General features: G+C 65.1%; 21 protein-coding genes. 12 read left to right on the forward strand and 9 right to left on the reverse strand.

What is annotated here, in order from left to right:
• Positions 1-86: 86 nt before the first annotated feature.
• Entirely contained in the window at positions 87-1,004 is a 918-nt protein-coding gene (locus NX773_RS00665) for a peptidylprolyl isomerase (protein WP_258854480.1), read from the reverse strand.
• 183 nt (positions 1,005-1,187) lie between these two features.
• On the opposite strand from NX773_RS00665, the gene NX773_RS00670 reads away from it, so the two are divergent.
• From NX773_RS00670 to NX773_RS00680, 3 genes are all read left to right on the forward strand, one after another.
• Positions 1,188-1,832, forward strand: coding sequence for a VTT domain-containing protein (locus NX773_RS00670; RefSeq protein WP_258854481.1), 645 nt, complete (start codon positions 1,188-1,190; stop codon positions 1,830-1,832).
• A 64-nt stretch (positions 1,833-1,896) separates the two neighbouring features.
• Positions 1,897-2,943: a carbonic anhydrase gene (locus NX773_RS00675; protein WP_258854482.1), complete on the forward strand. Its 1,047-nt coding sequence runs from the start codon at positions 1,897-1,899 to the stop codon at positions 2,941-2,943.
• Between the two features lie 29 nt (positions 2,944-2,972).
• Entirely contained in the window at positions 2,973-3,374 is a 402-nt protein-coding gene (locus NX773_RS00680) for a VOC family protein (protein WP_258854483.1), read from the forward strand.
• A gap of 85 nt (positions 3,375-3,459) precedes the next feature.
• On the opposite strand, the gene NX773_RS00685 is transcribed toward NX773_RS00680, so the two are convergent.
• From NX773_RS00685 to tsaE, 3 genes are read right to left on the reverse strand one after another with little or no spacing between them, the layout of a single operon-like run.
• Positions 3,460-4,260: an aldose epimerase family protein gene (locus tag NX773_RS00685; protein ID WP_258854484.1), complete on the reverse strand. Its 801-nt coding sequence runs from the start codon at positions 4,258-4,260 to the stop codon at positions 3,460-3,462.
• Between the two features lie 11 nt (positions 4,261-4,271).
• Entirely contained in the window at positions 4,272-5,645 is a 1,374-nt protein-coding gene (locus NX773_RS00690) for an N-acetylmuramoyl-L-alanine amidase (protein ID WP_258854485.1), read from the reverse strand.
• Positions 5,609-6,094: a tRNA (adenosine(37)-N6)-threonylcarbamoyltransferase complex ATPase subunit type 1 TsaE gene (gene tsaE / locus NX773_RS00695; RefSeq protein WP_258854486.1), complete on the reverse strand. Its 486-nt coding sequence runs from the start codon at positions 6,092-6,094 to the stop codon at positions 5,609-5,611. The genes NX773_RS00690 and tsaE overlap by 37 nt, the downstream gene beginning before the upstream one ends.
• A 41-nt stretch (positions 6,095-6,135) precedes the next feature.
• Between tsaE and queG the strand changes: the two genes are divergently transcribed.
• Positions 6,136-7,245 (forward strand): tRNA epoxyqueuosine(34) reductase QueG, encoded by a 1,110-nt coding sequence (gene queG / locus NX773_RS00700; protein WP_258854487.1) that lies wholly within the window; start codon positions 6,136-6,138, stop codon positions 7,243-7,245.
• Here the strand turns inward: queG and NX773_RS00705 are convergent.
• Entirely contained in the window at positions 7,219-7,569 is a 351-nt protein-coding gene (locus tag NX773_RS00705) for a DUF3052 domain-containing protein (protein ID WP_258854488.1), read from the reverse strand. The genes queG and NX773_RS00705 overlap by 27 nt on opposite strands.
• A 370-nt stretch (positions 7,570-7,939) precedes the next feature.
• Here NX773_RS00705 and NX773_RS00710 point away from each other — a divergent pair, with 370 nt between their 5' ends.
• Complete coding sequence (locus tag NX773_RS00710) at positions 7,940-8,386, forward strand: hypothetical protein (RefSeq protein WP_258854489.1); 447 nt, start codon at positions 7,940-7,942, stop codon at positions 8,384-8,386.
• Positions 8,383-9,012: a hypothetical protein gene (locus NX773_RS00715; protein WP_258854490.1), complete on the forward strand. Its 630-nt coding sequence runs from the start codon at positions 8,383-8,385 to the stop codon at positions 9,010-9,012. Before NX773_RS00710 ends, NX773_RS00715 begins: the two co-directional genes overlap by 4 nt.
• A gap of 10 nt (positions 9,013-9,022) precedes the next feature.
• Here the strand turns inward: NX773_RS00715 and NX773_RS00720 are convergent, their stop codons facing one another.
• Both NX773_RS00720 and NX773_RS00725 read right to left on the reverse strand, forming a co-directional pair.
• Positions 9,023-9,607 (reverse strand): response regulator transcription factor, encoded by a 585-nt coding sequence (locus NX773_RS00720; protein WP_258854491.1) that lies wholly within the window; start codon positions 9,605-9,607, stop codon positions 9,023-9,025.
• Between the two features lie 145 nt (positions 9,608-9,752).
• Complete coding sequence (locus NX773_RS00725) at positions 9,753-11,759, reverse strand: sensor histidine kinase (protein ID WP_258854492.1); 2,007 nt, start codon at positions 11,757-11,759, stop codon at positions 9,753-9,755.
• Between the two features lie 130 nt (positions 11,760-11,889).
• On the opposite strand from NX773_RS00725, the gene NX773_RS00730 reads away from it, so the two are divergent.
• From NX773_RS00730 to NX773_RS00755, 6 genes are all read left to right on the forward strand, one after another.
• The gene (locus NX773_RS00730) at positions 11,890-12,879 is read left to right on the forward strand and encodes a TRAP transporter substrate-binding protein (protein WP_258854493.1); all 990 of its coding nucleotides are present in this window, start codon (positions 11,890-11,892) and stop codon (positions 12,877-12,879) included.
• Positions 12,880-13,035: 156 nt separating this feature from the next.
• On the forward strand, positions 13,036-13,605 hold the full coding sequence (locus tag NX773_RS00735; RefSeq protein ID WP_258854494.1) for a TRAP transporter small permease: 570 nt from the start codon (positions 13,036-13,038) through the stop codon (positions 13,603-13,605).
• Positions 13,602-14,879: a TRAP transporter large permease gene (locus NX773_RS00740; RefSeq protein ID WP_258854495.1), complete on the forward strand. Its 1,278-nt coding sequence runs from the start codon at positions 13,602-13,604 to the stop codon at positions 14,877-14,879. Before NX773_RS00735 ends, NX773_RS00740 begins: the two co-directional genes overlap by 4 nt.
• A 341-nt stretch (positions 14,880-15,220) precedes the next feature.
• Positions 15,221-15,745: a methylated-DNA--[protein]-cysteine S-methyltransferase gene (locus NX773_RS00745; RefSeq protein WP_258854496.1), complete on the forward strand. Its 525-nt coding sequence runs from the start codon at positions 15,221-15,223 to the stop codon at positions 15,743-15,745.
• Positions 15,718-16,632 (forward strand): site-specific tyrosine recombinase XerD, encoded by a 915-nt coding sequence (gene xerD, locus NX773_RS00750; protein WP_258854497.1) that lies wholly within the window; start codon positions 15,718-15,720, stop codon positions 16,630-16,632. Before NX773_RS00745 ends, xerD begins: the two co-directional genes overlap by 28 nt.
• Positions 16,633-16,671: 39 nt before the next feature.
• Complete coding sequence (locus NX773_RS00755) at positions 16,672-16,872, forward strand: hypothetical protein (protein WP_370662204.1); 201 nt, start codon at positions 16,672-16,674, stop codon at positions 16,870-16,872.
• Positions 16,873-17,046: 174 nt separating this feature from the next.
• On the opposite strand, the gene NX773_RS00760 is transcribed toward NX773_RS00755, so the two are convergent.
• Together NX773_RS00760 and NX773_RS00765 are read right to left on the reverse strand one after the other, a co-directional pair.
• On the reverse strand, positions 17,047-20,175 hold the full coding sequence (locus NX773_RS00760) for an efflux RND transporter permease subunit (protein WP_258854498.1): 3,129 nt from the start codon (positions 20,173-20,175) through the stop codon (positions 17,047-17,049).
• 3 nt (positions 20,176-20,178) lie between these two features.
• The gene (locus tag NX773_RS00765; protein ID WP_258854499.1) at positions 20,179-21,366 is read right to left on the reverse strand and encodes an efflux RND transporter periplasmic adaptor subunit; all 1,188 of its coding nucleotides are present in this window, start codon (positions 21,364-21,366) and stop codon (positions 20,179-20,181) included.
• Positions 21,367-21,499 lie beyond the last annotated feature (133 nt).

The raw sequence follows: 21,499 nt of genomic DNA on the forward strand, positions 1-21,499 counted from the left end.
CAGTTGCGAAAACGGGGAGCGGAGCCAATTCGCCAAAATACGTCGCTCGGTCGTCCCGGCTTGCGCCGGGACGACGTGCCGAGATATTACTTCTGCTCGCGCACCGGAATCGGCGCGTTGCACACGTCGATATACCCCGCCGGCACCTTGGTGAACGGCCCGCCCCGGTTGCGCTGGGCCTCGACCACCGCCTGGTAGATCGGCGCCTCGGTGCGCATCACCTCGAACTTGCTGCGCTCGGCCTCGGGCACGTCCGCCGCCACTTTGATCGACTTGATGGGCGCCATCTGCTCCGGCTTCTCGTAAAAGCCCATCGGCCCGGTCCCGCGCGGCAGCACCGACAGCAGCGGCATGCCCGAGATGACACGCCCGACCACGGTCAGGTTGCGGTCAAGATGGCGCGGCGCCTGGCCGATCGGTACATACAGCTGGGTGCCGCCGCCGCTGTCGGCATCGTTGTCGCGCGCCACTGCCACCATGCCATAGCAGTGCAGCAGCCACGCCTGTCCCTTCTTGGGGTCGTGCCCGACGGGGAAACCGTCCGAGTGGCCCACCTGCGGCGCGTAGCCGTCGAAATCCTTCAGGCGCGTGAAGTGCTTGTCATTCTGGATCGGCACCGTGAACTCGGCCTTGAGCGTCGCCTTGGCCGTCTTGATCGGGCGGTGCTCCTTCACGTCGTCCGGCTCGCCCCATTGCACTACCCAGTTGTCCTGCGAGCGGATCACGGCCAGCCCGTCGAAGTAGTGCTCGCGCACCAGCGCCTTGATGTTTTGCACGTGGTTCGGTGCGAACGCCGGCGCCAGTTCGATCACCACGCGCCCGGCCGGCAGCTCCATGTAAAGCGTGTTGTCCGGGTCCAGCGGCCGCCAGTCGGTCGGCTTGGATGCCTTGACGATGTCCGACACGCTCGGCCTGGGTGGCGGATCGGCCGCCAAAGCCGTGCCGAACGCCAGCAGCGCGCCGACCGCGCCCGCCAGCACATGATGCTTCATTGGTGCTCCCATGCCGTCTCCTTTCGCCCGCGGGCGTTGTCGTTTGTTATTTCACGCCGGCAAATTGTAAAGGGAATGCTGACATTCAGGAAACTACTTCTGCCAATCCCCAAAAATTGCTGACGCGGCTTGCGCCAGCAGTCATTTCTCGAGCCCGACTGGTGGTATGATTCCACGCTACCTTTTAGGAAAATTATGGATCTGATGCAATTTTTCGACATGATTGTTCATGTCGATAAAACGCTGGGTTCGCTGCTCGCCCAGTACGGAACCTATGTTTACGCGGTGCTCTTTGCCATCGTGTTCTGCGAGACCGGCCTGGTCGTGCTGTTCTTCTTCCCCGGCGACACCCTGCTGTTCATTGCCGGCGCCTTCGCCGCCACCGGCGAGATGAGCTATCCGCTGCTCGTCGCGTTACTGATTACTGCGGCGGTGACGGGCAATACCCTGAACTACTGGATCGGCGAGGCCATCGGCCAGCGCGTGTTCACGCACGACTACCGCTGGATCAACAAGGACGCCCTGCGCCGCACCCATGAATTTTTCGAAAAGCATGGCGGCAAGACCATCATCCTGGCGCGCTTCGTGCCGGTGGTGCGTACTTTTGCCCCGTTCGTGGCCGGCGTGTCGGACATGACGCTCGCGCGCTTCCAGCTGTTTAACTTTGCCGGCGCGGCCGCGTGGGTGATCAGCCTCGTCACCGGCGGTTATTTCTTCGGCAATATCCCGGTCGTGCGCGACCACCTGACCGCGATCGTGCTGGTCGGCGTGGGCGTGGCCGTGGTGCCGCTGGCCCTCGGCGGCATCTACAAAGTGGGCCGGAGAATGCTCAGCCGCTAAGTTTGGCTCAAGTTTTGGCCGTGCCCCGCCGTTAAGTAGGGGTAAAGCCTAACAAAGCCATTCCATGCGCCACCTGACCGCCCTGTTCGCGGGCTGCCTTGTCATGCTGACGGCAAGCGCGAACGAATCCGCTCCTGCCGCCGGCACGCCTGCCGCGTCGGGCGCCGCCGCGACCACGGCGGTCAAGCCGGCCTACGTCCCGCCCGTGCCGGCGACCAAGCCGGCGTACGTTCCGCCGATGTCGGCCGCTGCCCAGCGCGCCAAGGAAGAACAGGCCGAGCTCGAACTGTCGCAGAAGATCGCCGCGCGCCTGGCCGAGATGCGCGCCCGCCAGAAGGCGCGCGTGGTTGCCGCCGCCAAGGCGCGCAAGCAGGCCGATGCCAAGCGCCGCCAGGATGAGCTGGCCGCAGCCGCCGCCGCCGAGGCAAGGCGCCACCGCACCGACTGGAGCTACGAGGGCGAAACCGGCCCGGCCAACTGGTCCTCGATGAACGTGGAATGGGCCAAGTGCGCAGGCGGCAAGCGCCAGTCACCGATCGATATCCGCGACGGCATCAAGGTGGACCTGGAGCAGATCAGCTTCGATTACCGCCCATCGTCGTTCCGCGAGATCGACAACGGCCACACCATCGACGTGAGTGTGGAGCCGGGTAACTTCATCAACGTTGCCAACGAAACTTACGAGCTGCAGGGTTTCCACTTCCACCGCCCGTCCGAGGAGCGCATCAACGGCCGCGGCACCGAGATGGTCATGCACCTGGTGCACAAGAGCGTGCAAGGAACGCTGGCCGTGGTCGCGGTGCTGCTCGAACGCGGCAAGCAGCACAGCCTGATCCAGACGGTCTGGAACAACCTGCCGCTCGAAAAAAATGCGGTGGTGGCGCCGTCGATCGTGATCAACCCGAACGACGCGCTGCCCGAGCACCGCGAGTACTACACCTACATGGGGTCGCTCACCGCGCCGCCCTGCACGGAAAACGTGTTGTACCTGGTGATGAAACAGAAGATGCAGGCCTCGCCCGAGCAGATGGCGCTGTTTTCGCGCCTGTACCCGCTCAACGCGCGGCCGGTGCAGCCGGGCTTTGGTCGCGTGATCAAGGAATCGAACTGAGCAGCTAGCGGGCGACAGGGGGAACCATCGTGTTTTCACATGTGTTCATCGGCATCAACGACTTCGACAAGGCGCTGCCGTTCTACACGGCCCTGATGGCGGAGCTTGGCAATTCGCTGCGTTTCTGTGACCGCGCGCGCCCGTGGGCAGGCTGGCAATCCCATCCGGGGCCGCGTCCATTGTTCCTGATCGGCACGCCCTACGACCGCAATCCCCATGTGGCGGGGAATGGACAAATGGTGGCGTTCATGGCGAGCAACCGGGCGATCGTGCACCACGCCTACCGGGTGGCATTGGAACACGGCGGAACGTCGGAAGGCGCGCCTGGCTTGCGGCCCGAATACCACGAACACTACTACGCCGCCTACTTCAAGGACCCCGAGGGCAACAAACTCTGCGTGGTGTGCCACGATCCGGTGTCCACGCATTAGGTGTCGTAGGGTGGGCGGGTTTCCCGCCCACTCGTTCAAACAGAGCACGCTCGGCTTGAACGCGTGGGCAGGAAACCTGCCCACCCTACGCCGCTTTGAGGCGGTACTCGCCGCGCCACACGGCGCCGGCCTCCAGCGTCGCCGGACCAAGCAGTGCCGGTTCGATGCACACGAAGCGCCGGTACTCGTCGTCTTCGAGGTCCGACAGCGCTGCCGCATCGGCCGCGCCGGGATTCCACACCACCGCATCCGTAAAACCCGATTGCTCGTGGTGCAGCGCGTTCGTCCCGCATTGCATCGCAATCAGCCCGGCGATGCCTTGGTACACCTGGTCCAGCTTGTCGCGGATGACCACCGGCTCGGCCTCCAGCCCTTCGATGCGCACGGCGGCCACATTGTCCACCAGGTGATAAGTGTGCAGCGCCGCCGCGAACGGGAACGCGGCAGCGCCCGTGTTGCGCACCTCGAGCGTCATCGACAGCTCGTTGCCATGCACTGCTACCCGCAGCGCCAGCGCAAAGCGATGCGGCCAGGCGCTGGCGAGCGCCGGCGGCAGGTCGGTCTCGTCCAGCACGAACACGGCGTAGGCGCCGCCGCTGTCCACGCCGCTGCGCTCCACGTGCCACGGCAGCACGCGCGCAAAGCCGTGGCGCATGCCCGCGCCGCGCTCGGCGAACTGCGGAAAGATGACCGGCACGCCGCCGCGGATCGCGCGGCTGCCGTCGAGCGCCGAGCGGCGGCTCAGGAACAGGTGCTCCTTGCCGCGCGCGCCCTTCCATGACACGACGTGGGCGCCGTACAGGGTGACGATCGCCTCGGCGCCGTCGGGCGAAGCCAGGCGCACGGCCGGCAGCTGGCCGAAGGTGTCGCGCTCGGGTGAGGTCATGGTCTGTGTCCTTACGCCATCCGGCTCTTGGCCATTGGCGGGTTGGCGGCGAAGTAGCGCTTGATGCCCTTGGTGATGGCGTCGGCCAGCTGGTCCTGGTACGCATCGTCTTTGAGCCGCGCTTCTTCCTCCGGGTTCGAAATGAAGGCAGTTTCGACCAGGATCGACGGAATATCAGGCGCTTTCAGCACCGCGAAGCCGGCCTGCTCGACCGCGCCGCGATGCAGGCGGTTGATGCCGCCGATTTCCTTGAGCACGGCGCTGCCGAGCTTGAGGCTGTCGCTGATCTGGGCCGTGGTGGACAGGTCGAGCAGCACGCTGGCCAGCTGGCGGTCGTGGTTGGCCAGGTTCACGCCACCGATCAGGTCGGCCTTGTTCTGGTCGTTCGCCAGCCAGCGCGCCGCGCTCGAGCTCGCGCCTTTTTCACTCAGCACGAACACCGACGAGCCGCGCGCGCTGCGCTCGACAAACGCGTCCGCGTGGATCGACACGAACAGGTCGGCCTGCACCTTGCGCGCCTTGTCCACCCGGGTGCCGAGCGGGACGAAGTAGTCGGCGTCGCGGGTGAGCATCACCCGCGTGTTCGGGTGGCCTTCCAGCTTGGCCTTCAGGCGCCGCGCGACCGCCAGCACGATGTCCTTTTCGTGCACGCCGGACGCTCCGGTCGCGCCCGGGTCCTCGCCGCCATGGCCGGGGTCGAGCGCGATGGTCACCATGCGCGTCACCTTGGGCATGTTGCAGCAGGCCATGCGCGGCTCGGCCGGCGCGGGCGTGGGCTTGACCGGCGCTGCCGGCGGCGTACCGTTGGCGCCCGCAGCCTGGGTTTCCAGCTTGCCGATCGCCTCTGGCGCGCCGGACTGGCTCTGCGGCGCCGCGTCGCCGGTGGTCCAGTCGCGCTCCTGGATCAGCGCCGCGAGCGGGTCGGCCGGCTTCATCGGATACAGGTCGAAGATCAGGCGGTGCCGGTAGCCGGCCACGGGCTCGAGCGTGAAGACCTGCGGCTTGACCGCTTCCTTCAGGTCGAACACCAGGCGCACCACGTTGGGCCGGTTCTGGCCCACGCGCACCTGCTTGATGTACGGGTCGTTCGATTCGATCTTGGCGACCAGGCTCTTGAGTGTGTCGTTCAACGCCAGGCCGTCGATGTCCACCACCAGCCGCGGCGGGTCTGGCACCATGAAATGGGTGGCCTTCAGGTCGCCGTCGTTTTCCAGCGTCACGCGGGTGTAGTCCTCGGCTGGCCACACGCGCACGGCGAGGATCTGCGCGGCGCTGGCGGAGAGCGGCGCGAACACCGACAGCAGCAGCGTGCCGCCGGCCTTGAGGATGGTGCGGCGCCTGTTGGTACTCAGCGGTTTGGTGCGAAGGAGAGGCGGTCGAGGCATAGCTGGCCCAGTTGCGACAACGCCTGCAATTCTAACGCACGGCCGGGCCCGCTCACACTCAGCAGTACGCGCACGTCGGGTGCGGGCAACACCGGCTCGCCCTTTTCGGGCCACTCGACGATGCAGACGTTGTGGCCGTCGAAGTCCTCGCGAAAGCCGGCGTCGAGGAATTCCTCGGGGCTGGACATGCGGTACAGGTCGTAGTGGATCACGCTGCCCGGCCGCCCGTCGATGGTGACGCGGTAGGGCTCGGCCAGCGTGTAGGTCGGGCTTTTCACCGTGCCCTGGTGGCCGCAGGCGTGCAGCAGCGCGCGCGTGAGCGCGGTCTTGCCGGCGCCCAGGTCGCCGTGCAGGTAGATCACCAGCCCCGGCACCAGCGCGCGCGCCAGCGCCGCGCCAAAGGCCGCGGTGGCCGATTCGTCCGGCAGGTAAGCTTTGAAGTGCTGCATCGAATAGAATGTCGTGTTGATTTTTCGCCGCTGTCCTTCCCATGCCGACCCTGCCACCCGATTCTGCCGAACTTGCGCGCGCCATCAAGGCGTGGGGCGCGGAGCTGGGCTTTGCCGAAGTGCGCATCGCGGACGTGGACCTGGCCGAAGCCGAGGAGGGCCTGAAGGCGTGGCTGGCGGCCGGCAGCCACGGCGAGATGGATTATATGGCAAGCCACGGCCTGAAGCGCGCCCGGCCGGCCGAGCTGGTGCCCGGCACCGTGCGCGCGATCATGGCGCGCATGGATTACCTGCCGGTGGACGCCGGCGACCCCTGGCGCGAGCGCGAGCTGGCGCGGCTGCGCGACCCGCAGGCCGCCGTGGTGTCGGTGTACGCACGCGGCCGCGATTACCACAAGGTGCTGCGTAACCGCCTGCAGCAGCTGGCCGAGCGCGTCAAGAATGAGATCGGCGAGTACGGCTACCGCGTATTCACCGATTCGGCGCCCGTGATGGAGCTGCCGCTCGCGCAAAAGGCGGGGCTGGGCTGGCGCGGCAAGCACACGCTGCTGCTCTCGCGCAGCGCCGGCTCCACCTTCTTCATCGGCGAGATTCTGGTGGACCTGCCGCTGCCGGTGGACGAGCCCACCGGCGCCCACTGCGGCCAGTGCAGCGCCTGCATCGACGCCTGCCCGACCGGCGCCATCCTCGGGCCCGGCAAGCTGGACGCGCGCCGCTGCATTTCCTACCTCACCATCGAGCTGAAAGGCCCGATCCCGCTGGAGCTGCGCCCGCTGATCGGCAACCGCATCTACGGCTGTGACGACTGCCAGCTGGTCTGCCCGTGGAACAAGTTCGCCCAGCGCGCCCAGCTGCCGGATTTTGACGAGCGCAACGGTCTGGGGAACAGCAGCATGATCGCGCTGTTCGAATGGGAGGAAGAGGAGTTCAACCGGAGGATGGAAGGCAGCCCGATCCGGCGCATCGGGCATGAGCGCTGGCTGCGCAACCTGGCCGTGGGCCTGGGCAATGCCGCCGATGGCGCCCGGGGCGACGTCGCCATCGTGGCGGCGCTGCGGTCACGCGCCGGCCATCCGTCGGCCCTGGTGCGCGAGCACGTGCAGTGGGCGCTCGCGCGCCACGGACTAGACTTCGATGCGCTTGGCGCGTAGCCCCGACCAGTCGCCGTCGATCGAGATCATCGCCACGGCGGTGATACCGTTTTCCTTCAGATAGGCGTTAATCGAGTCGCGATTGATATCAGTGGCCTTGGAGGCGGTCTGCTTGAGGTAGGCCACCCACAGCGAGCCCTTGTCGCCGAGCGCTTCCTTGGCGGCCGGCAAGTACTGTTCGAGCTCCTTGCGGTTCAAAGCGAACATGAGCACGACGTCGGCCGGCCCCTTGTCGACAATGATGTTCTGCGGCATCTGCGAGACCATGCCCGGGTGCACGCCGCCGTTCAAAATCATCATCGACTTGGCGGTTCGTAAGAACATCTTGTCTGCAACTGTCTTTTCGTTCATCTGCGTTCCCTAAAGAAATGGCACCACCGCCGAGTGGCCGCGGTGCATCGCGTTCAAATTGATTTTACAAGCCAACCCGCCGCGCACGGCTTGTCAGCTTGCTAGCGTGCGCGGGTTGTTGTCACCGAGAGTAGAGCTTCTCGCAACATGTGCGTCGCGTATGCGCGGGGTGATGCGCGACGGCCGTGGCCGCCGGATGTACCGCAGTTAAGGGCTGGACGGCGCTTCGCAAGGTCTCATGGAAATAACTTCGACGGGATCAGGACGTGCTCGTTTTGGAAGACGCACATCTTGGCACGATGTCTATAATGCCTGTGCTATCCATCGCTATTAGGTGTACGAAATGAAACCTGACTTCATGCTCTATGACCGAGATCACCAGCTTGTTCTTGTTGGCGAAGTAAAGGCCACCAAGAACGAAGACAAGTCGTGGGCCGCAAAGCTGCGTCGTAACCTGATGGCAAATCGCCTATTGCCAGAGGCGAAATTTTTCCTGCTCGTTTTGCCCGAACATACCTACCTGTGGAAGGACGCCCCGGCTGCGCAGGAAGTTCCGCCTGACTACGTTAGCGGTACATGGCAGTTGATCAAGCCATATCTGGGCGGCTTCGGAGAGACGAATCCGCGACTCAGCGAAAGTGGTTTGGAACTGGCGGTACGGGCTTGGCTGAACGGAGTAGCCGATGGCGAGCTCCCATCTTCTGGGCCAGCCGAGGATAGGCTGCTCTCCGAGTCAGGGTTGGCAGAGCAGTTGCGGCAAGGTTCCCTCATCTATGAGGGCTCGGCATGATCGTGTTGGCAGAGACAAATTTTGTCTTTGAGCTCAGTTTCAGCAGAGACAAGTTTGCCAGTTGCCTCGACCTTCTGACCTTGGCGGAAAGGAAGGAAATTGAACTTTTACTGCCGGCGTACAGCTTGGTTGAGCCGTACGAAACGATGATTCGACGGCAGAAGGCCCGGGTTCGCGCGCATGACATGATAAGGACGGAAATAGCCGAAATTGGGCGGTCGGAGCAATTCAAGGAGCCAGCCAGTCAGTTAGGGCAGCTCACCGGCCTTCTGATTCAAGCCGGGGAGGTTGAGCAGCAAGAATTAGCCAAGGTGATCACGAAGCTTTTGGAGGTGACGACGCTGATTGACCTGAACGCGGCGATACTGCAACAGGCCGCCGCATACCGCGATGAGCTTGGCTTGTCACCACAGGATTCCGTTGTCTTCGCATCGGTCATGGCGGCGCTTGCCCTGAGGGGAGGCCCGGCTTGCTTTATTACGAAAAACAGTAAGGATTTCGCAACACCTGACATTGCAGAGGCGTTGGAACGGTACGATTGCAAACTCTTGTCCGACTTTGCTGATGGACATAGTTATGTCGTCCACAGGCTTTCCAGCGATCACCCGCCAGCCTCAGCGCCTTAGGGGCTGCTGCTTACTTGAGCAGGCCAGCCAGCTCGACCGCCGTCTTCACCTGCATCTTGTCGAAGATGTGCGCGCGGTGCACCTCGACCGTGCGCATGCTGATGCCCAGCTCATCGGCCACGACCTTGTTCATCTTGCCAGCAAGAATGAGGTCGAGCACTTCGCGTTCGCGCGCCGACAGCGTGGCCAGGCGCGCGCGCACGGCGGCGGCGCCAGCGGCCTGGCGCGAGGCGGCCAGCGCCTGTTCGACGCGATCCATCAGGTCGTTGTCGTTGAACGGCTTTTCAAAGAAATCGAAGGCGCCGCGCTTGAGCGAATCGACCGCCATCGGCACGTCGCCGTGGCCGGTCAGGAAGATCACCGGAAGGCGCGGCAACAGGCCGCGCGCGACCAGCTGGTCGAACACGGCGATGCCGTTCATGCCCGGCATGCGCACGTCCAGCAGCACGCAGTCGCCGCCGGGGTCGCCATCCCGGCCGGTCACGGCAAGAAATTCCTCGCCGCTGGCATACCCGCGCGCGGCCAGCCCGCGCGACTGCGCCAGCCAGGCCAGCGCGTCGCGGATCACGTCTTCGTCGTCGACGATGTGCAGCATTCCTGTTCCTTGAGTTAGCTCAGGCACGTCGTCCCCGCGACAGGCGGGGACCCATAGACAGGATGAACCATGGCGCCGCCTGCCGCGTGTCTGCGCGCTCAGCATGGGTTCCCGCCTTCGCGGGAACGACGGCATTCATTGTAGCTTAGGCCGCCTGTACCTGCGCCTGCGCCGGCAAAGTAAACGTGAAGATCGTGCCTCCGCCCGGGTTGGCGGCGTGCGTCAGCGTGCCGCCATGGAATTCGATCGCCGTGCGGCAAATCGACAGTCCCATTCCCATGCCCTCGGCCTTGGTCGAGAAGAACGGTGAGAACAGGCGCTCGGCCACCTCCGGCGCGATGCCGTGCCCGCTGTCGATCACCGACACCGACACCTGCCCGTCCAGCGCCTCGGCCTCCACCCGCAGCACGCGCCGCTCCGGGGCCAGGTCCTGCATCGCTTCGATGCCGTTGCGCGTCAGGTTCAGCAGCACCTGTTCCAGCATCACGCGGTCGGCCAGCACCGGCGGCAGCTCGCGCGGGATCTGCATGCGCAGCGCCACGTAGGCCTGGCGCGCCTGCAGTTCGATCAGCGCGCGTACCCCGTCCACCACGCTGCCGATCGCCACCGGCCGCCGTTCGGGTTCGCGTTTTTTCACGAACTCGTGCACGCTCTTGATGATCTGGCCGGCGCGCTGCGCCTGCTGGCGCGCCTGCTCCAGCGCGCGCCGCAGCAATCGCGCGTTGACCGGCTCATTGAGCTCCTCGGCCCGCGCCAGCACGTTCAGCGCGCCCGCCGTGTAGCTCGAGATCGCCGCCAGCGGCTGGTTCAGCTCGTGCGCCAGCATTGACGACATCTCGCCCATGGTCGCCAGGCGCGCGCTTTCCTGCAGCTTTTCCTCCTGCTTGCGGATCAGCTCCTCGACGCGCTTGCGGTCGGTGATGTCCAGGATCGAGCTCATCCAGCCGGTCTGGCGCCCGCGGCTGTCCACCAGCGGCGCCTCGAACACCAGCACCGGCACCCGCACCCCGTCCGTACGCTGGAACACGGTCTCGAACTGCGGCGTGATGTTGCCTGCTAGAACTTTCTCGAAGCGCTGCTCGTAGTCGGCCATCGCCTCCGGCGCCCAGTAGGGCATCGGCGGCTTCTTGCCCACCAGCTCTTCGGCCGGCAGCCCGACCATCTGGCAGAACGCCGGGTTGACGTAGGTGACGCGCCCTTCCAGGTCGCGCGCGCGCAGGCCGGTGACCAGCGAATTTTCCATCGCCGTGCGAAACGCCATCTGCTGGCGCAGCGCGCCTTCGGCAGCCAGCGTGCGCGCAATGTGGCGCCACAGCGCGGCCAGCGACAACAGCAGGCCCAGCGCCAGCACGATCACCGAGCCGACCAGCAGGTTCGGCAACAGCTTGGGCGCGCCTTTGACGCTGTCTGTGGCCAGGGTGATCGCGGCGCCCGGCAGGTCGAGCGCGTGCTTGTGCGTGTACACGCCGCGTCCCGGTCCGCCAGCGCTGCGCTGCGCCACCACCCGGTCGTCGCGGTCCAGCAGCGACAGCGCGTTCTCCTGCGCAAACCACCATGGCACCGTCTCGTCCAGCAGTACCTTCAGGCTGTAGGTCGCCACCAGGCTGCCCTGATATTCGCCGTCGCGAAACAGCGGCAGGGTGTAGTCGAGCAGCCCGTGGGTGAGGGCGGTGGCGCCGTAGGGCTCGCTGTAGCGGCTGGTGTGGGTCTCGCGCGCGAGCAGGGCCGCGCTGCGCGACGCCTCCGACAGGCCGCTGGCCGGCAACTCGGCGCCGCGCGCGGCCAGCACCCGTCCGTTGGCATCGAGCCAGACCAGCCGCTGCAGTTCGTGGCCGTTCTTGAACATCTGCGCCAGCCGCGCCCGCAAGGCCTCGGGCGCGGGCGGCTTGGTGACCAGGTCGGCCCCCAGGCTGGCCAGCGCCTCCTCGTTGCGCGCCAGCTCGAAACGCAGGGTTTGCTCGACCCACAGCGTGTCGGCGATCAGCTGCTCCTGGCGCTCGTTGCTTTCCATCTCGCGCGCCTGCCACGGCAGCCAGATCAGTACTGCCAAAAAAAGCAGCACCAGCAGCACCGGCACCAGCCAGCGCCAGGGGCCGGCGCGGCCGCTGTCAGCGTTGCCGGCCGGCTGCCATAACGGAAAAATGTTTTTCATGCAATGAAGATGAAGCGATTTTCAACAAAACGGGTATTGTGGAAGTCCACAATTGCGATGCAGAATGGGTGCAAGCAGACTGTACGGATAAAGTAGTAAAAAAATACCCACCCCCCCAAGAGGAGACAACATGAAACTCAAGGCCCTCGTCGTGGCTTTCGCCGCGGCTGCCAGCTTCAACGCCGCCTGGGCACAGGCTCCCATCGTCATCAAGTTCAGCCACGTGGTCGCGACCGACACGCCGAAAGGCCAGGCCGCCGAGCGCTTCAAGGAACTGGCCGAGAAGATGACCAAAGGCCGCGTCAAGGTCGAAGTCTATCCGAACAGCCAGCTCTACAAGGACAAGGAAGAGATGGAAGCCCTGCAACTGGGCGCAGTCCAGATGCTGGCCCCGTCGCTGGCCAAGTTCGGCCCGCTGGGCGTGAAGGAATTCGAGGTCTTCGACCTGCCGTACATCTTCCCGACCAAGGCCTCGCTGTACTCGGTGACCGAAGGCCCGATCGGCAAAGGTCTGCTGCAAAAGCTGGAACCGAAAGGCATCACTGGCCTGGCGTACTGGGACAACGGCTTCAAGGACATGTCGGCCAACAAGCCGCTGCACGCCCCGGCCGACTTCCGCGGCCTGAAGATGCGTATCCAGTCGTCCAAGGTGCTCGACGCGCAGATGCGCGCACTGGGCGCGAACCCGCAGGTGCTGGCGTTCTCGGAAGTGTATCAGGCCTTGCAGACTGGCGTGGTCGACGGTACCGAAAACCCGCCGTCGAACATGTACACCCAGAAGATGCATGAGGTGCAAAAGCACCTGACGATCTCGAACCACGGCTACCTGGGCTATGCGGTGATCGTCAACAAGAAGTTCTGGGACGGCCTGCCGGCCGACGTGCGCGCCGCGCTGGAAAAGGCGATGGCCGAAGCCACCACCTACGAGAAAGCCATTGCCCAGCGTGACAACGACATGGCGCTGGCCGCAATCAAGAAGGCTGGCAAGACCACGGTCTACGAGCTGAACGCCAAGGAACAGGCCGACTGGCGCAAAGCCATGCTGCCGGTGCACAAGCAGATGGAAAGCCGCATCGGTGCCGACCTGATCAAGGCGATCTACAAAGAAACCGCCAAGTAAGCAGTGCGTAGGGTGGGCGGGTCTGCCGCCCACGCGTTCAACCGGACGTTGTGACGCCGCGGCGTCTCTCGCTGCGCCTGGACGCGTGGGCAGGGTGAGGCTGGGCAGTGACCAGCCGAACGCCCACCCTACGTTCGTCTCCCTCAAAGGATCCCCATGAAATTCCTCGATCGCCTCGAAGAGTGGATCATCGCGTCCCTGATGGGCGTGGCCACTCTCGTGATCTTCGTGGCGGTGGTGCACCGCTACCTGTCCGGCTTGCCGATTCCCGGTGTGCAGGACTACCTCATCAGCATCAACATGAGCTGGGCACAGGAGCTGTGCATCTACATGTTCGTCTGGATGGCCAAGTTCGGCGCGGCCTATGGCGTGCGCACCGGCATCCACGTCGGCGTCGACGTGCTGATCAACCGCCTGTCGGACAAATGGCGCAACAAGCTGATCGTCGTTGGCCTCTTGGCCGGCGCCCTGTTCACCGGCATCATCGGCACCCTCGGCGCCATTTTTGTGAACGGCATGCGCCACACCAGCTCGATCTCGCCGGACCTGGAGTGGCCGATGTGGATCGTGTACATGGCCGTGCCGCTCGGCTCGTACCTGATGTGCTTCCGCTTCCTGCAGGTGACCTGGCAGTTCCTCAAGCACGGCGAATTGCCGAAGCACGACCATTCCCACGTTGAAGGACTGGAAGACGAAATCGCAGAAGCACGGGAGCACGCAGTATGAACGCCACTATTATCTTTGTGATCCTGATCCTGTTCATGCTCACGGGCATGCCGGTCTCGATCTCGCTCGGCCTGACCGTGCTGACCTTCCTGTTCACGATGACCTCGGTGCCGATCGAATCGGTGGCCATGAAGCTGTTCACCGGCATCGAGAACTTCGAGATCATGTCGATCCCCTTCTTCATCCTGGCGGGCAACTTCCTGACCCACGGCGGTGTCGCGCGGCGCATGATCAACTTCGCCACCTCGATGGTCGGCCACTGGCACGGCGGCCTGGCGCTGGCCGGCGTGGTCGCCTGCGCGCTGTTCGCGGCCGTATCGGGCTCGAGCCCGGCCACCGTGGTGGCGATCGGCTCGATCATCATGCCGGCCATGGCCAAGCAGGGCTATCCCAAGCGCTTCGGCGCCGGTGTCGTTACCACCTCGGGCGCGCTGGGCATCCTGATCCCGCCGTCGATCGTGATGGTGATGTACTCGGTAACCACCAACACCTCGGTCGGCAAGCTGTTCATGGCCGGCGTGGTGCCGGGCCTGCTGCTGGCGGTGCTGCTGGGCGTGACCACCTGGTTCCTGGCGCGCAAGCACAACTACCCGCGCATGAAGCGCGCCACCTGGGGCGAGCGCTTTGACGCGTTCCGCAAGAGCGCCTGGGGCCTGGTGCTGATCGTGATCGTGATGGGCGGCATCTATTCCGGTATGTTCACCCCGACCGAGGCGGCCGGCATGGCGGCCGTGTATGCCTTCTTCATCGCCGTGTTCGTGTACAAGGACCTGAAGATCAAGCAGGTCGGCAAGGTGTTGCTCGATTCGGCGGCGATGTCCGCGATGCTGCTGTACATCATCACCAACGCCGTGCTGTTCTCGTTCCTGATGACCAGCGAAAGCGTGCCGCAGGCAATGGCCAGCTGGCTGACCAACCAGGGCCTGGGCCAGATCGCCTTCCTGTTGGTGGTGAACGTGCTGCTGCTGTTGGCAGGCAACGTGATGGAACCGTCGTCGATCGTGCTGATCATGGCGCCGATCCTGTTCCCGGTCGCGGTGACGCTGGGGATCGACCCGATCCACTTCGGCATCCTGATCGTGGTGAACATGGAAGTGGGCATGTGCCACCCGCCGGTGGGCCTGAACCTGTACGTGGCGTCCGGCATCACGAAGATGGGTATCTCGGAACTGACGGTGGCGGTGATGCCATGGCTGCTGACGATGCTCGGCTTCCTGGCCCTGATCACGTATGTACCGCAGATCTCGCTGTGGTTGCCTAACCTCATGCAGTAATTGTAATTTTTTTGTCTCCGTTGCAAAAAATGCTCACTTCCAGTGCAAGCTGCGTTATCATGTGGCACCCTCGGCGGTGAAATGCACTCGCCGAAGGCATCACGAGCAGACTTTTTTGGGGAGTAAAGAAAAGAACCGGTAGTCAATACCGGAGAAATCGAGGAGACACCGCGTTTTACAGTATGCCGACGGACACCGATCGGCCGGGAACGTGGAACAGAATTCGAAGCGCACCGCAAGGTGCGCTTTTTTTTCGCCCCGCGGCACGGTAGGGTGGGCAGCTTGGCTGCCCAGCCGACGCGATCCTTTTTTTTCCGGTGGCACAGCGCTACACTGTGGCGATGAGCACACAACAAGGCAGCGAGATCTTCAGCGCGATCGTCGCCGCGCCGTTCGGCGCAATGGGCATCCGCAGCGAGGACGCGTGCGTGCGCGAGCTGGTGTACCTGCCGCCGCACTTTCACGAAAAGGCGCCGCAGGACGCGCTGTCCGAGCAGGCGTGCGAACAGGTGCTGCGCTATTTCGACGACCCCGACTTCGTGTTCAGCCTGCCGCTGCTGGACAAGGGCAGCGCCTTCCAGCGCCGCGTGTGGGACGCAATCAGCGCCATCCCGCGCGGCGCGGTGCGCACCTATGGCCAGCTGGCCAAGGAAATCGGCTCGGCGCCGCGCGCGGTGGGCCAGGCCTGCGGCGCCAACTGGTATCCGCTGATCATTCCCTGCCACCGCGTCACGGCCGCCGGGGGGCTGGGCGGCTTTTCCAACCACGACGATGAGAACGGCTTTCACCTGTCGGTGAAACGCTGGCTGCTCAAGCACGAAGGCGTGTCGCAAGCTCCATGGCAGCAGCAGTCGATCTGGCCCTGATCGACGAGTTCTGCGACACCCTCTGGCTGGAGCAGGGGCTGGCGAAGAATTCGCTCGACGCCTACCGGCGCGACCTGCGCCTGTTCGCGCGCTGGCTCGAGGTCAAGCGTCCCGGCCGCGGCCTGCTGTCGGTGCAGCCCGAGGACCTGGCCGGCTATTTCGCCGACCGCCACGAGCAGTCCAAGCCCAGTTCGGCCAACCGGCGGCTGTCGGTGCTCAAGCGCTTCTACCAGCTCGCGCTGCGCCAGAACAAGGTTGCCGCCGACCCGTGCCTGCAGATGGCCTCGGCCAAACAACCGGCGCGCTTCGTGCACACGCTGACCGAAGGCGAGGTCGAAGCCTTGCTGGCGGCGCCCGACGTCTCCACCCCGCTGGGCCTGCGCGAGCGGACCATGCTCGAACTGATGTATGCGAGCGGCCTGCGCGTGTCCGAGCTGGTCACGCTCAAGCTGGTGGAACTGAGTCTGAACGATGGCGTGCTGCGTATCACCGGCAAGGGCAGCAAGACCCGGCTGGTGCCGTTCGGCGAACAGGCGCGGCTGTGGATCGAGCGCTACCTGAAGCAGGCGCGTGGGATCATCCTCGACGGCCAGATCGACGACGCCCTGTTCGTCACCGGGCGCGGCGCGCCGATGACGCGCCAGATGTTCTGGGTGATCATCAAGAAGCACGCCGCCAGGGCTGGCATCAAGGCGCCGCTGTCGCCGCACACGCTGCGCCATGCGTTCGCGACCCACCTGCTGAACCACGGGGCCGACCTGCGCGTCGTGCAGTTGCTCCTTGGCCACTCCGATATTTCGACCACCCAGATCTACACCCACGTCGCGCGCGAACGGCTCAAGCGCCTGCATGCGCAGCACCATCCGCGTGGTGGCGCAAATGCCTGAACAGTAAACGCGCTATATTAAAGCCGTAGCGCCCAATTCATGACCGACGAGGTGATCATGGCCAGAACAAACTTCCAGTACGAAAAGCGTCAGCGGGAGTTGGAGAAAAAGCGCAAGGCCGAGGAAAAGGCCAAGCGCAAGGCGGAGGCCAAGCATCGGCCCGCCACGGGGCAGGAGCAGGGCGACGATCCGGCCGCGGCCGGCGAGGCGGTCACGCCCGAGGGTGACGAGCAGGAATAAACGCGTTCATTTGTTCCCTGCAGCATCGTTCAATCGCCGCCGCCCCGGCGAAAGCCGGGGGCCATGCCGAGTTTGCGGCGATGCGGCGTTTGCGCGTCTGGATGCTTGATTTGGCCAGGTATTCGCTCGCTCAGCATGGGTCCCGGCGTTCGCCGGGACGATGGGGCAAAGGTCTCAGGCCAGCTCGGGCGCCTTGGCGGCATCGGCCTCGGCCGCTGCCATTTCCTCTTCGTGCCCCTTCTGGAACCAGCGCTTGACGCGCTTGCCCCAGTTGTCCAGGTAGGTATAGGCCACCGGCACCACCACCAGCGTGAGCAGGGTCGAGGTGATCACGCCGCCGATCACCGCGCGTCCCATCGGCGCCTGGGTCTCGCCGCCGTCGCCCATGCCGATCGCCATCGGCAGCATGCCGAAAATCATCGCCAGTGTCGTCATCACGATCGGCCGCAGGCGCACCTGACCCGCTTGCATGAGCGCCTCGAACTGGCTCTTGCCTTCGCGCTGCCCGTGGTTGGTGAAGTCCACCAGCAGGATCGCGTTCTTGGTCACCAGGCCCATCAGCATCACCACCCCGATGAACGAGAAGATGTTGAGCGTGCTGCCCGTCACCAGCAGCGCCACCAGCACGCCGATCAGCGACAGCGGCAGCGACATCATGATCGCGATGGGCTGCAGGAAGCTGCCGAACTGGGAGGCCAGCACCAGGTAGATGAAGATCACCGCGATCGTGATCGCGATCAGGAATCCGCCCAGCGTCTCGGCCATCATCTGCGCGTCGCCGCCCACGTCGAAGCGCACGCCGGCCGGCAGCTCGATCGACTTCATCGCTTTTTGCACGTCGGCCATCACGTCGCCGCCCGGGCGGCCTTCCACGCCTGCATACACCGCCACCCGGCGCTGCAGCGCCTGGCGCTTGAGCACCTGCGGGCTGCCGGCCGGCACGAACTCGACCACCTGGCGCAGCGGCACCATGATCGGGTTGCCGGCCGCGTCGAGCTTGCTCGATGCCACCGACAGGTCCGCCAGGTCAGCCACTTTCTGGCGGCCCGACTTGGGCAGCTGCACGTTCACGTCGTAGTTCTGGCCGTCCGGCGCCAGCCAGCGGCTGATCTGGTCGCCCGCCACAAAGGGTCGCAGTGCCGCGCCGATCTGCGTGACCGACAGCCCCAGGTCGTTGGCAAGCTCGTTGTTGATCTTGACCACGGTGGCCGGGCTCGCGCCTTCCTGGCTGTACTCGATGTCCACCACGCCTTTTACCTTGCGCATCTTGTCCATCAGCTTGTGCGCGGCCTGGTCGAGCGCCGCCTCGTCGGTGCCGAGGATGGCGATGAAGATCGGGCGGTTACCCACCATCAGTGTGATGCCGGCAATCGGCGCGAGGCGCTCGCGGATCGCCTGTTCGAGCTGCTGCTGCGAGCGGCGGTGCGTCTTGTGCGCGTCGGTGAGTTTCAGGTTCACCTGCGCGTAGTTGCGGCCCTCGGCGGTGGCCACGTCCGCGTTCATCGCTTCGATTTCCTTGAAGCTCGACAGCGCCGCTTCCACCTGCTTGACCTTGCTGTCGGTGTATTCCAGGCTCGAACCGATCGGCGTCTTGAAGCGGATCTGGATGAAGCCGTTGTCGGTCTGCGGGAACATTTCGCCGCCCACCATCGGCACCAGCGCCAGGCTGCCCACGAACACGGCCGCGGCCAGCGCCAGCGTGCTCTTGCGCCAGGTCAGCGCCAGCGCCAGCACCCTGGCGTACCAGCCGTGCAGCCGTTCCACGCCGTGCTCCACGCGGTCCATGATGCGGCCCAGCCACGGCACGTACTTGAAGCGGTTCTTGACCGGGTCCGGCCACACCGAGGAGAGCATGGGGTCGAGCGTGAAGCTGACGAACAGCGACACCAGCACCGCGACAGCCACCGTGATCCCGAACTGCAGGAAGAAGCGGCCGATGATGCCCTTCATGAACGCGATCGGCACGAACACGGCCACGATCGCAAAGGTGGTCGCCATGACCGCGATGCCGATCTCGTTGGTGCCGTCCTCGGCCGCCTTGACGTGGTTCTTGCCCATGCCCAGGTGGCGCACGATGTTCTCGCGCACCACGATGGCGTCGTCGATCAACAGGCCAATGCACAGCGACAGCGCCATCAGCGTCATGAAATTGAGCGTGAAGCCGAAGTAGCGCAGCGCGATGAAGCTGGCCAGCACCGAGATCGGCAGGGTCAGCCCGGTGATGACCGTGCTGCGCCACGAGTGCAGGAAGAAGAACACGATCACCATGGTCAGCACCGCGCCTTCGAGGATGGTCTCCTTCACGTTGTCGAGCTGGCTGCGCACGTTCTGCGCGTCGTCCTGCAGGTTGATGAAGCTGACGTCGGCCGGCAGCGTCTTCTTCAGTTCCCCGATCGCGGCCTTCACGCCTTCGCCCACCTCGACCGTATTGGCGTCCTGCACCTTGCCGATCTGGAGCGAGATGGCGCGCACGCCATTCACCCGCGACAGCGACAGCTCTTCCTGCTCGCCATCGACCACGTCCGCTACCTGGCTCAGGTACACCGGCCCGTCGGCACGGCGCGCGACGATGATGTTGTTGAAGTCGCGCGCCTGCTTCATCATCCCTTCGATGCGCACCATGCGCTCGGCCGCGCCGTGGCTGACCACGCCGGCAGGCAGGTTGGCGTTGGTGGCCTGGATCGCGCGCAGCACCTCGTCCACGCCGACGTGCAGGCTTTGCAACTGTTCGGGGCGGATCGAGACCAGTACCTGGCGGTTGGTCTTGCCGTTCACGAAGATCTGGCCCACGCCGGGCACGGCCTGGATGCGCTTGACGATGATCTGGTCGGTCATCGACGACAGCTCGCGCATGCTGTGATCCTTGGCGGTGACGGCGTAGATCTCGACGGTCGTGTTGTTTTCGCCGTCCTGGCGCAGGATGACCGGCTCCTTCACCTCGCGCGGGAACCTGCCGCGCGCGCGGCCGACCTTGTCGCGCAGGTCCTGCACCGCGCGGTCCATGTCGGTGGACAGGTTGAATTCAAGCGAGATGCCGCTGCGCCCTTCCCACGAGTTGCTGCGGATGGTCTTGATGCCGCTGACCGAGTTGGCCACTTCCTCGAGCGGGCGGGTGACGTCGTTCTCGACCTGCTCGGGCGAGGCGCCCGGGTAGGCGGTCTCGAGCCAAAGCGCCGGAATCTGCACGTTGGGCATTTGCTCCACGCCCAGGCTCTTGTACGAGAACAGGCCGAGCACCATCAGCCCGACCATCACCATGGTCGCGAAGACCGGGTGGCGGATACTGGTTTTCGTGATCCACATGGCTCAGCCTTTCTTCGCGGCCGGCGCGGGCGCGGCGAGCTTGACCTGGCTGCCCGGCTTGACGTTGTCGAGCCTGGTTGCCAGCACGGTGGCGCCGGGGGCCAGTCCCTCGGTCACCTCGACCATGCCTTCGTCCTCGTTGCGCAGGCCCAGCCTGACCGGCTGCGCCACCACCTTGCCGCCGTCGACGCGGTACACGATGTCGCGCTCGCCGTCCTTGCGCAGGCTCGACAGCGGCGCCAGCGGGTGCGGCGCCGATTTGTCGGTGGTAATGCTGCCCTTGGCAAACATGCCGGCCTTGAGCGCGCCGTCGGCATTGTCCACGCTGATGTACACCAGCATGGCGCGCGAGCCGGTCTCGGTGGCCGGGTTGATGCGCGCGACCTTGCCGCCGAAGGCGCGCGTGCCGAAGCCGTCGACCTTGAAGCGCACGTCCTGGCCCACGCGCACGCGCGGGATGTCCGAGGCCGGCACCTGCGCTTCCAGCGTCAGTTCGCGCAGGTTGACGATCGAGAACACCGGAGTATCCGGCGCCAGCTTGTCGCCGGCCTGCGCAAAGCGCTTGCTGACCACGCCCGCGAGCGGGGCGCGAATTGCCGTATCGTTCAGTGCGATGCGCGCCAGCTCGAGCTGGGCGCGGGCCGCGTTCACCGCCGCCCGTGCCAGTTCGACGCTGTTCTGCGTGGTGTCGTACGAACTTTGCGAGATGTAGTTCTGCTTGAGCAGGGCCGCGCTGTTGGCGTTGTTCTTCATTGCCAGCGACAGCCGGGCATTGGCCTCGTCGAGCGCGGCCTGCTGCTGCGCCACGCGCGCGCGCGCCTCGGCCGCGTCGAGCCGGGCGATGACCTGGCCGGGCGCCACGCGCATGCCTTCCTGCACCGTGGTGTCCAGCACCACGCCCGACACCTTCGACTTGACGGTGGCCTGCGTGACCGGCGCCAGCGAACCGGACAGCGGAAGGTTGACGCGCAGCTCGCCGCTGGCCACCGTCGCCACGTCGCCCTGCGACAGCTCGTACACCGTCGGCTTGGCCTCGGCCGGGGCCTTGGCCGTTGCCGGCTTCGAACTGTGCGTCGCCGCCCACCCGCCGGCGGCCAGCAAGGCCACGGCCAGCGCGATCAGGCGCTTCTTGAGGGGGCGGCGGGTACGGATGGGGGCGGAGTCGAGCAGTGGCGGGGCTTCGAGTTTCATCGGGAGACTCTCTTTTTGTTCTGTGACGGGGTGGGTAGGTGGCGCCTGTGCTCCTTCCTGCAAGCAGGATGGAGCCTTTGGCGCATGGTGGGACTATAGAAAAAGACAAGAGCAGCGGCCACGGGAATGCGAC

It is taken from the genome of Massilia solisilvae (assembly GCF_024753215.1).
Classification (GTDB): Bacteria; Pseudomonadota; Gammaproteobacteria; order Burkholderiales; family Burkholderiaceae_D; genus Telluria; species Telluria solisilvae.

Bases quoted from the DNA above. Each gene is read 5' to 3' on its own strand.
- NX773_RS00665 (WP_258854480.1), bottom strand. From the start codon at position 1,004: ATGGGAGCACCAATGAAGCATCATGTGCTGGCGGGCGCGGTCGGCGCG.
- NX773_RS00670 (WP_258854481.1), top strand. From the start codon at position 1,188: ATGGATCTGATGCAATTTTTCGACATGATTGTTCATGTCGATAAAACG.
- NX773_RS00675 (WP_258854482.1), top strand. From the start codon at position 1,897: ATGCGCCACCTGACCGCCCTGTTCGCGGGCTGCCTTGTCATGCTGACG.
- NX773_RS00685 (WP_258854484.1), bottom strand. From the start codon at position 4,260: ATGACCTCACCCGAGCGCGACACCTTCGGCCAGCTGCCGGCCGTGCGC.
- NX773_RS00690 (WP_258854485.1), bottom strand. From the start codon at position 5,645: ATGCCTCGACCGCCTCTCCTTCGCACCAAACCGCTGAGTACCAACAGG.
- tsaE (WP_258854486.1), bottom strand. From the start codon at position 6,094: ATGCAGCACTTCAAAGCTTACCTGCCGGACGAATCGGCCACCGCGGCC.
- queG (WP_258854487.1), top strand. From the start codon at position 6,136: ATGCCGACCCTGCCACCCGATTCTGCCGAACTTGCGCGCGCCATCAAG.
- NX773_RS00705 (WP_258854488.1), bottom strand. From the start codon at position 7,569: ATGTTCTTACGAACCGCCAAGTCGATGATGATTTTGAACGGCGGCGTG.
- NX773_RS00710 (WP_258854489.1), top strand. From the start codon at position 7,940: ATGAAACCTGACTTCATGCTCTATGACCGAGATCACCAGCTTGTTCTT.
- NX773_RS00715 (WP_258854490.1), top strand. From the start codon at position 8,383: ATGATCGTGTTGGCAGAGACAAATTTTGTCTTTGAGCTCAGTTTCAGC.
- NX773_RS00720 (WP_258854491.1), bottom strand. From the start codon at position 9,607: ATGCTGCACATCGTCGACGACGAAGACGTGATCCGCGACGCGCTGGCC.
- NX773_RS00725 (WP_258854492.1), bottom strand. From the start codon at position 11,759: ATGAAAAACATTTTTCCGTTATGGCAGCCGGCCGGCAACGCTGACAGC.
- NX773_RS00730 (WP_258854493.1), top strand. From the start codon at position 11,890: ATGAAACTCAAGGCCCTCGTCGTGGCTTTCGCCGCGGCTGCCAGCTTC.
- NX773_RS00735 (WP_258854494.1), top strand. From the start codon at position 13,036: ATGAAATTCCTCGATCGCCTCGAAGAGTGGATCATCGCGTCCCTGATG.
- NX773_RS00740 (WP_258854495.1), top strand. From the start codon at position 13,602: ATGAACGCCACTATTATCTTTGTGATCCTGATCCTGTTCATGCTCACG.
- NX773_RS00745 (WP_258854496.1), top strand. From the start codon at position 15,221: ATGAGCACACAACAAGGCAGCGAGATCTTCAGCGCGATCGTCGCCGCG.
- xerD (WP_258854497.1), top strand. From the start codon at position 15,718: ATGGCAGCAGCAGTCGATCTGGCCCTGATCGACGAGTTCTGCGACACC.
- NX773_RS00755 (WP_370662204.1), top strand. From the start codon at position 16,672: ATGACCGACGAGGTGATCATGGCCAGAACAAACTTCCAGTACGAAAAG.
- NX773_RS00760 (WP_258854498.1), bottom strand. From the start codon at position 20,175: ATGTGGATCACGAAAACCAGTATCCGCCACCCGGTCTTCGCGACCATG.
- NX773_RS00765 (WP_258854499.1), bottom strand. From the start codon at position 21,366: ATGAAACTCGAAGCCCCGCCACTGCTCGACTCCGCCCCCATCCGTACC.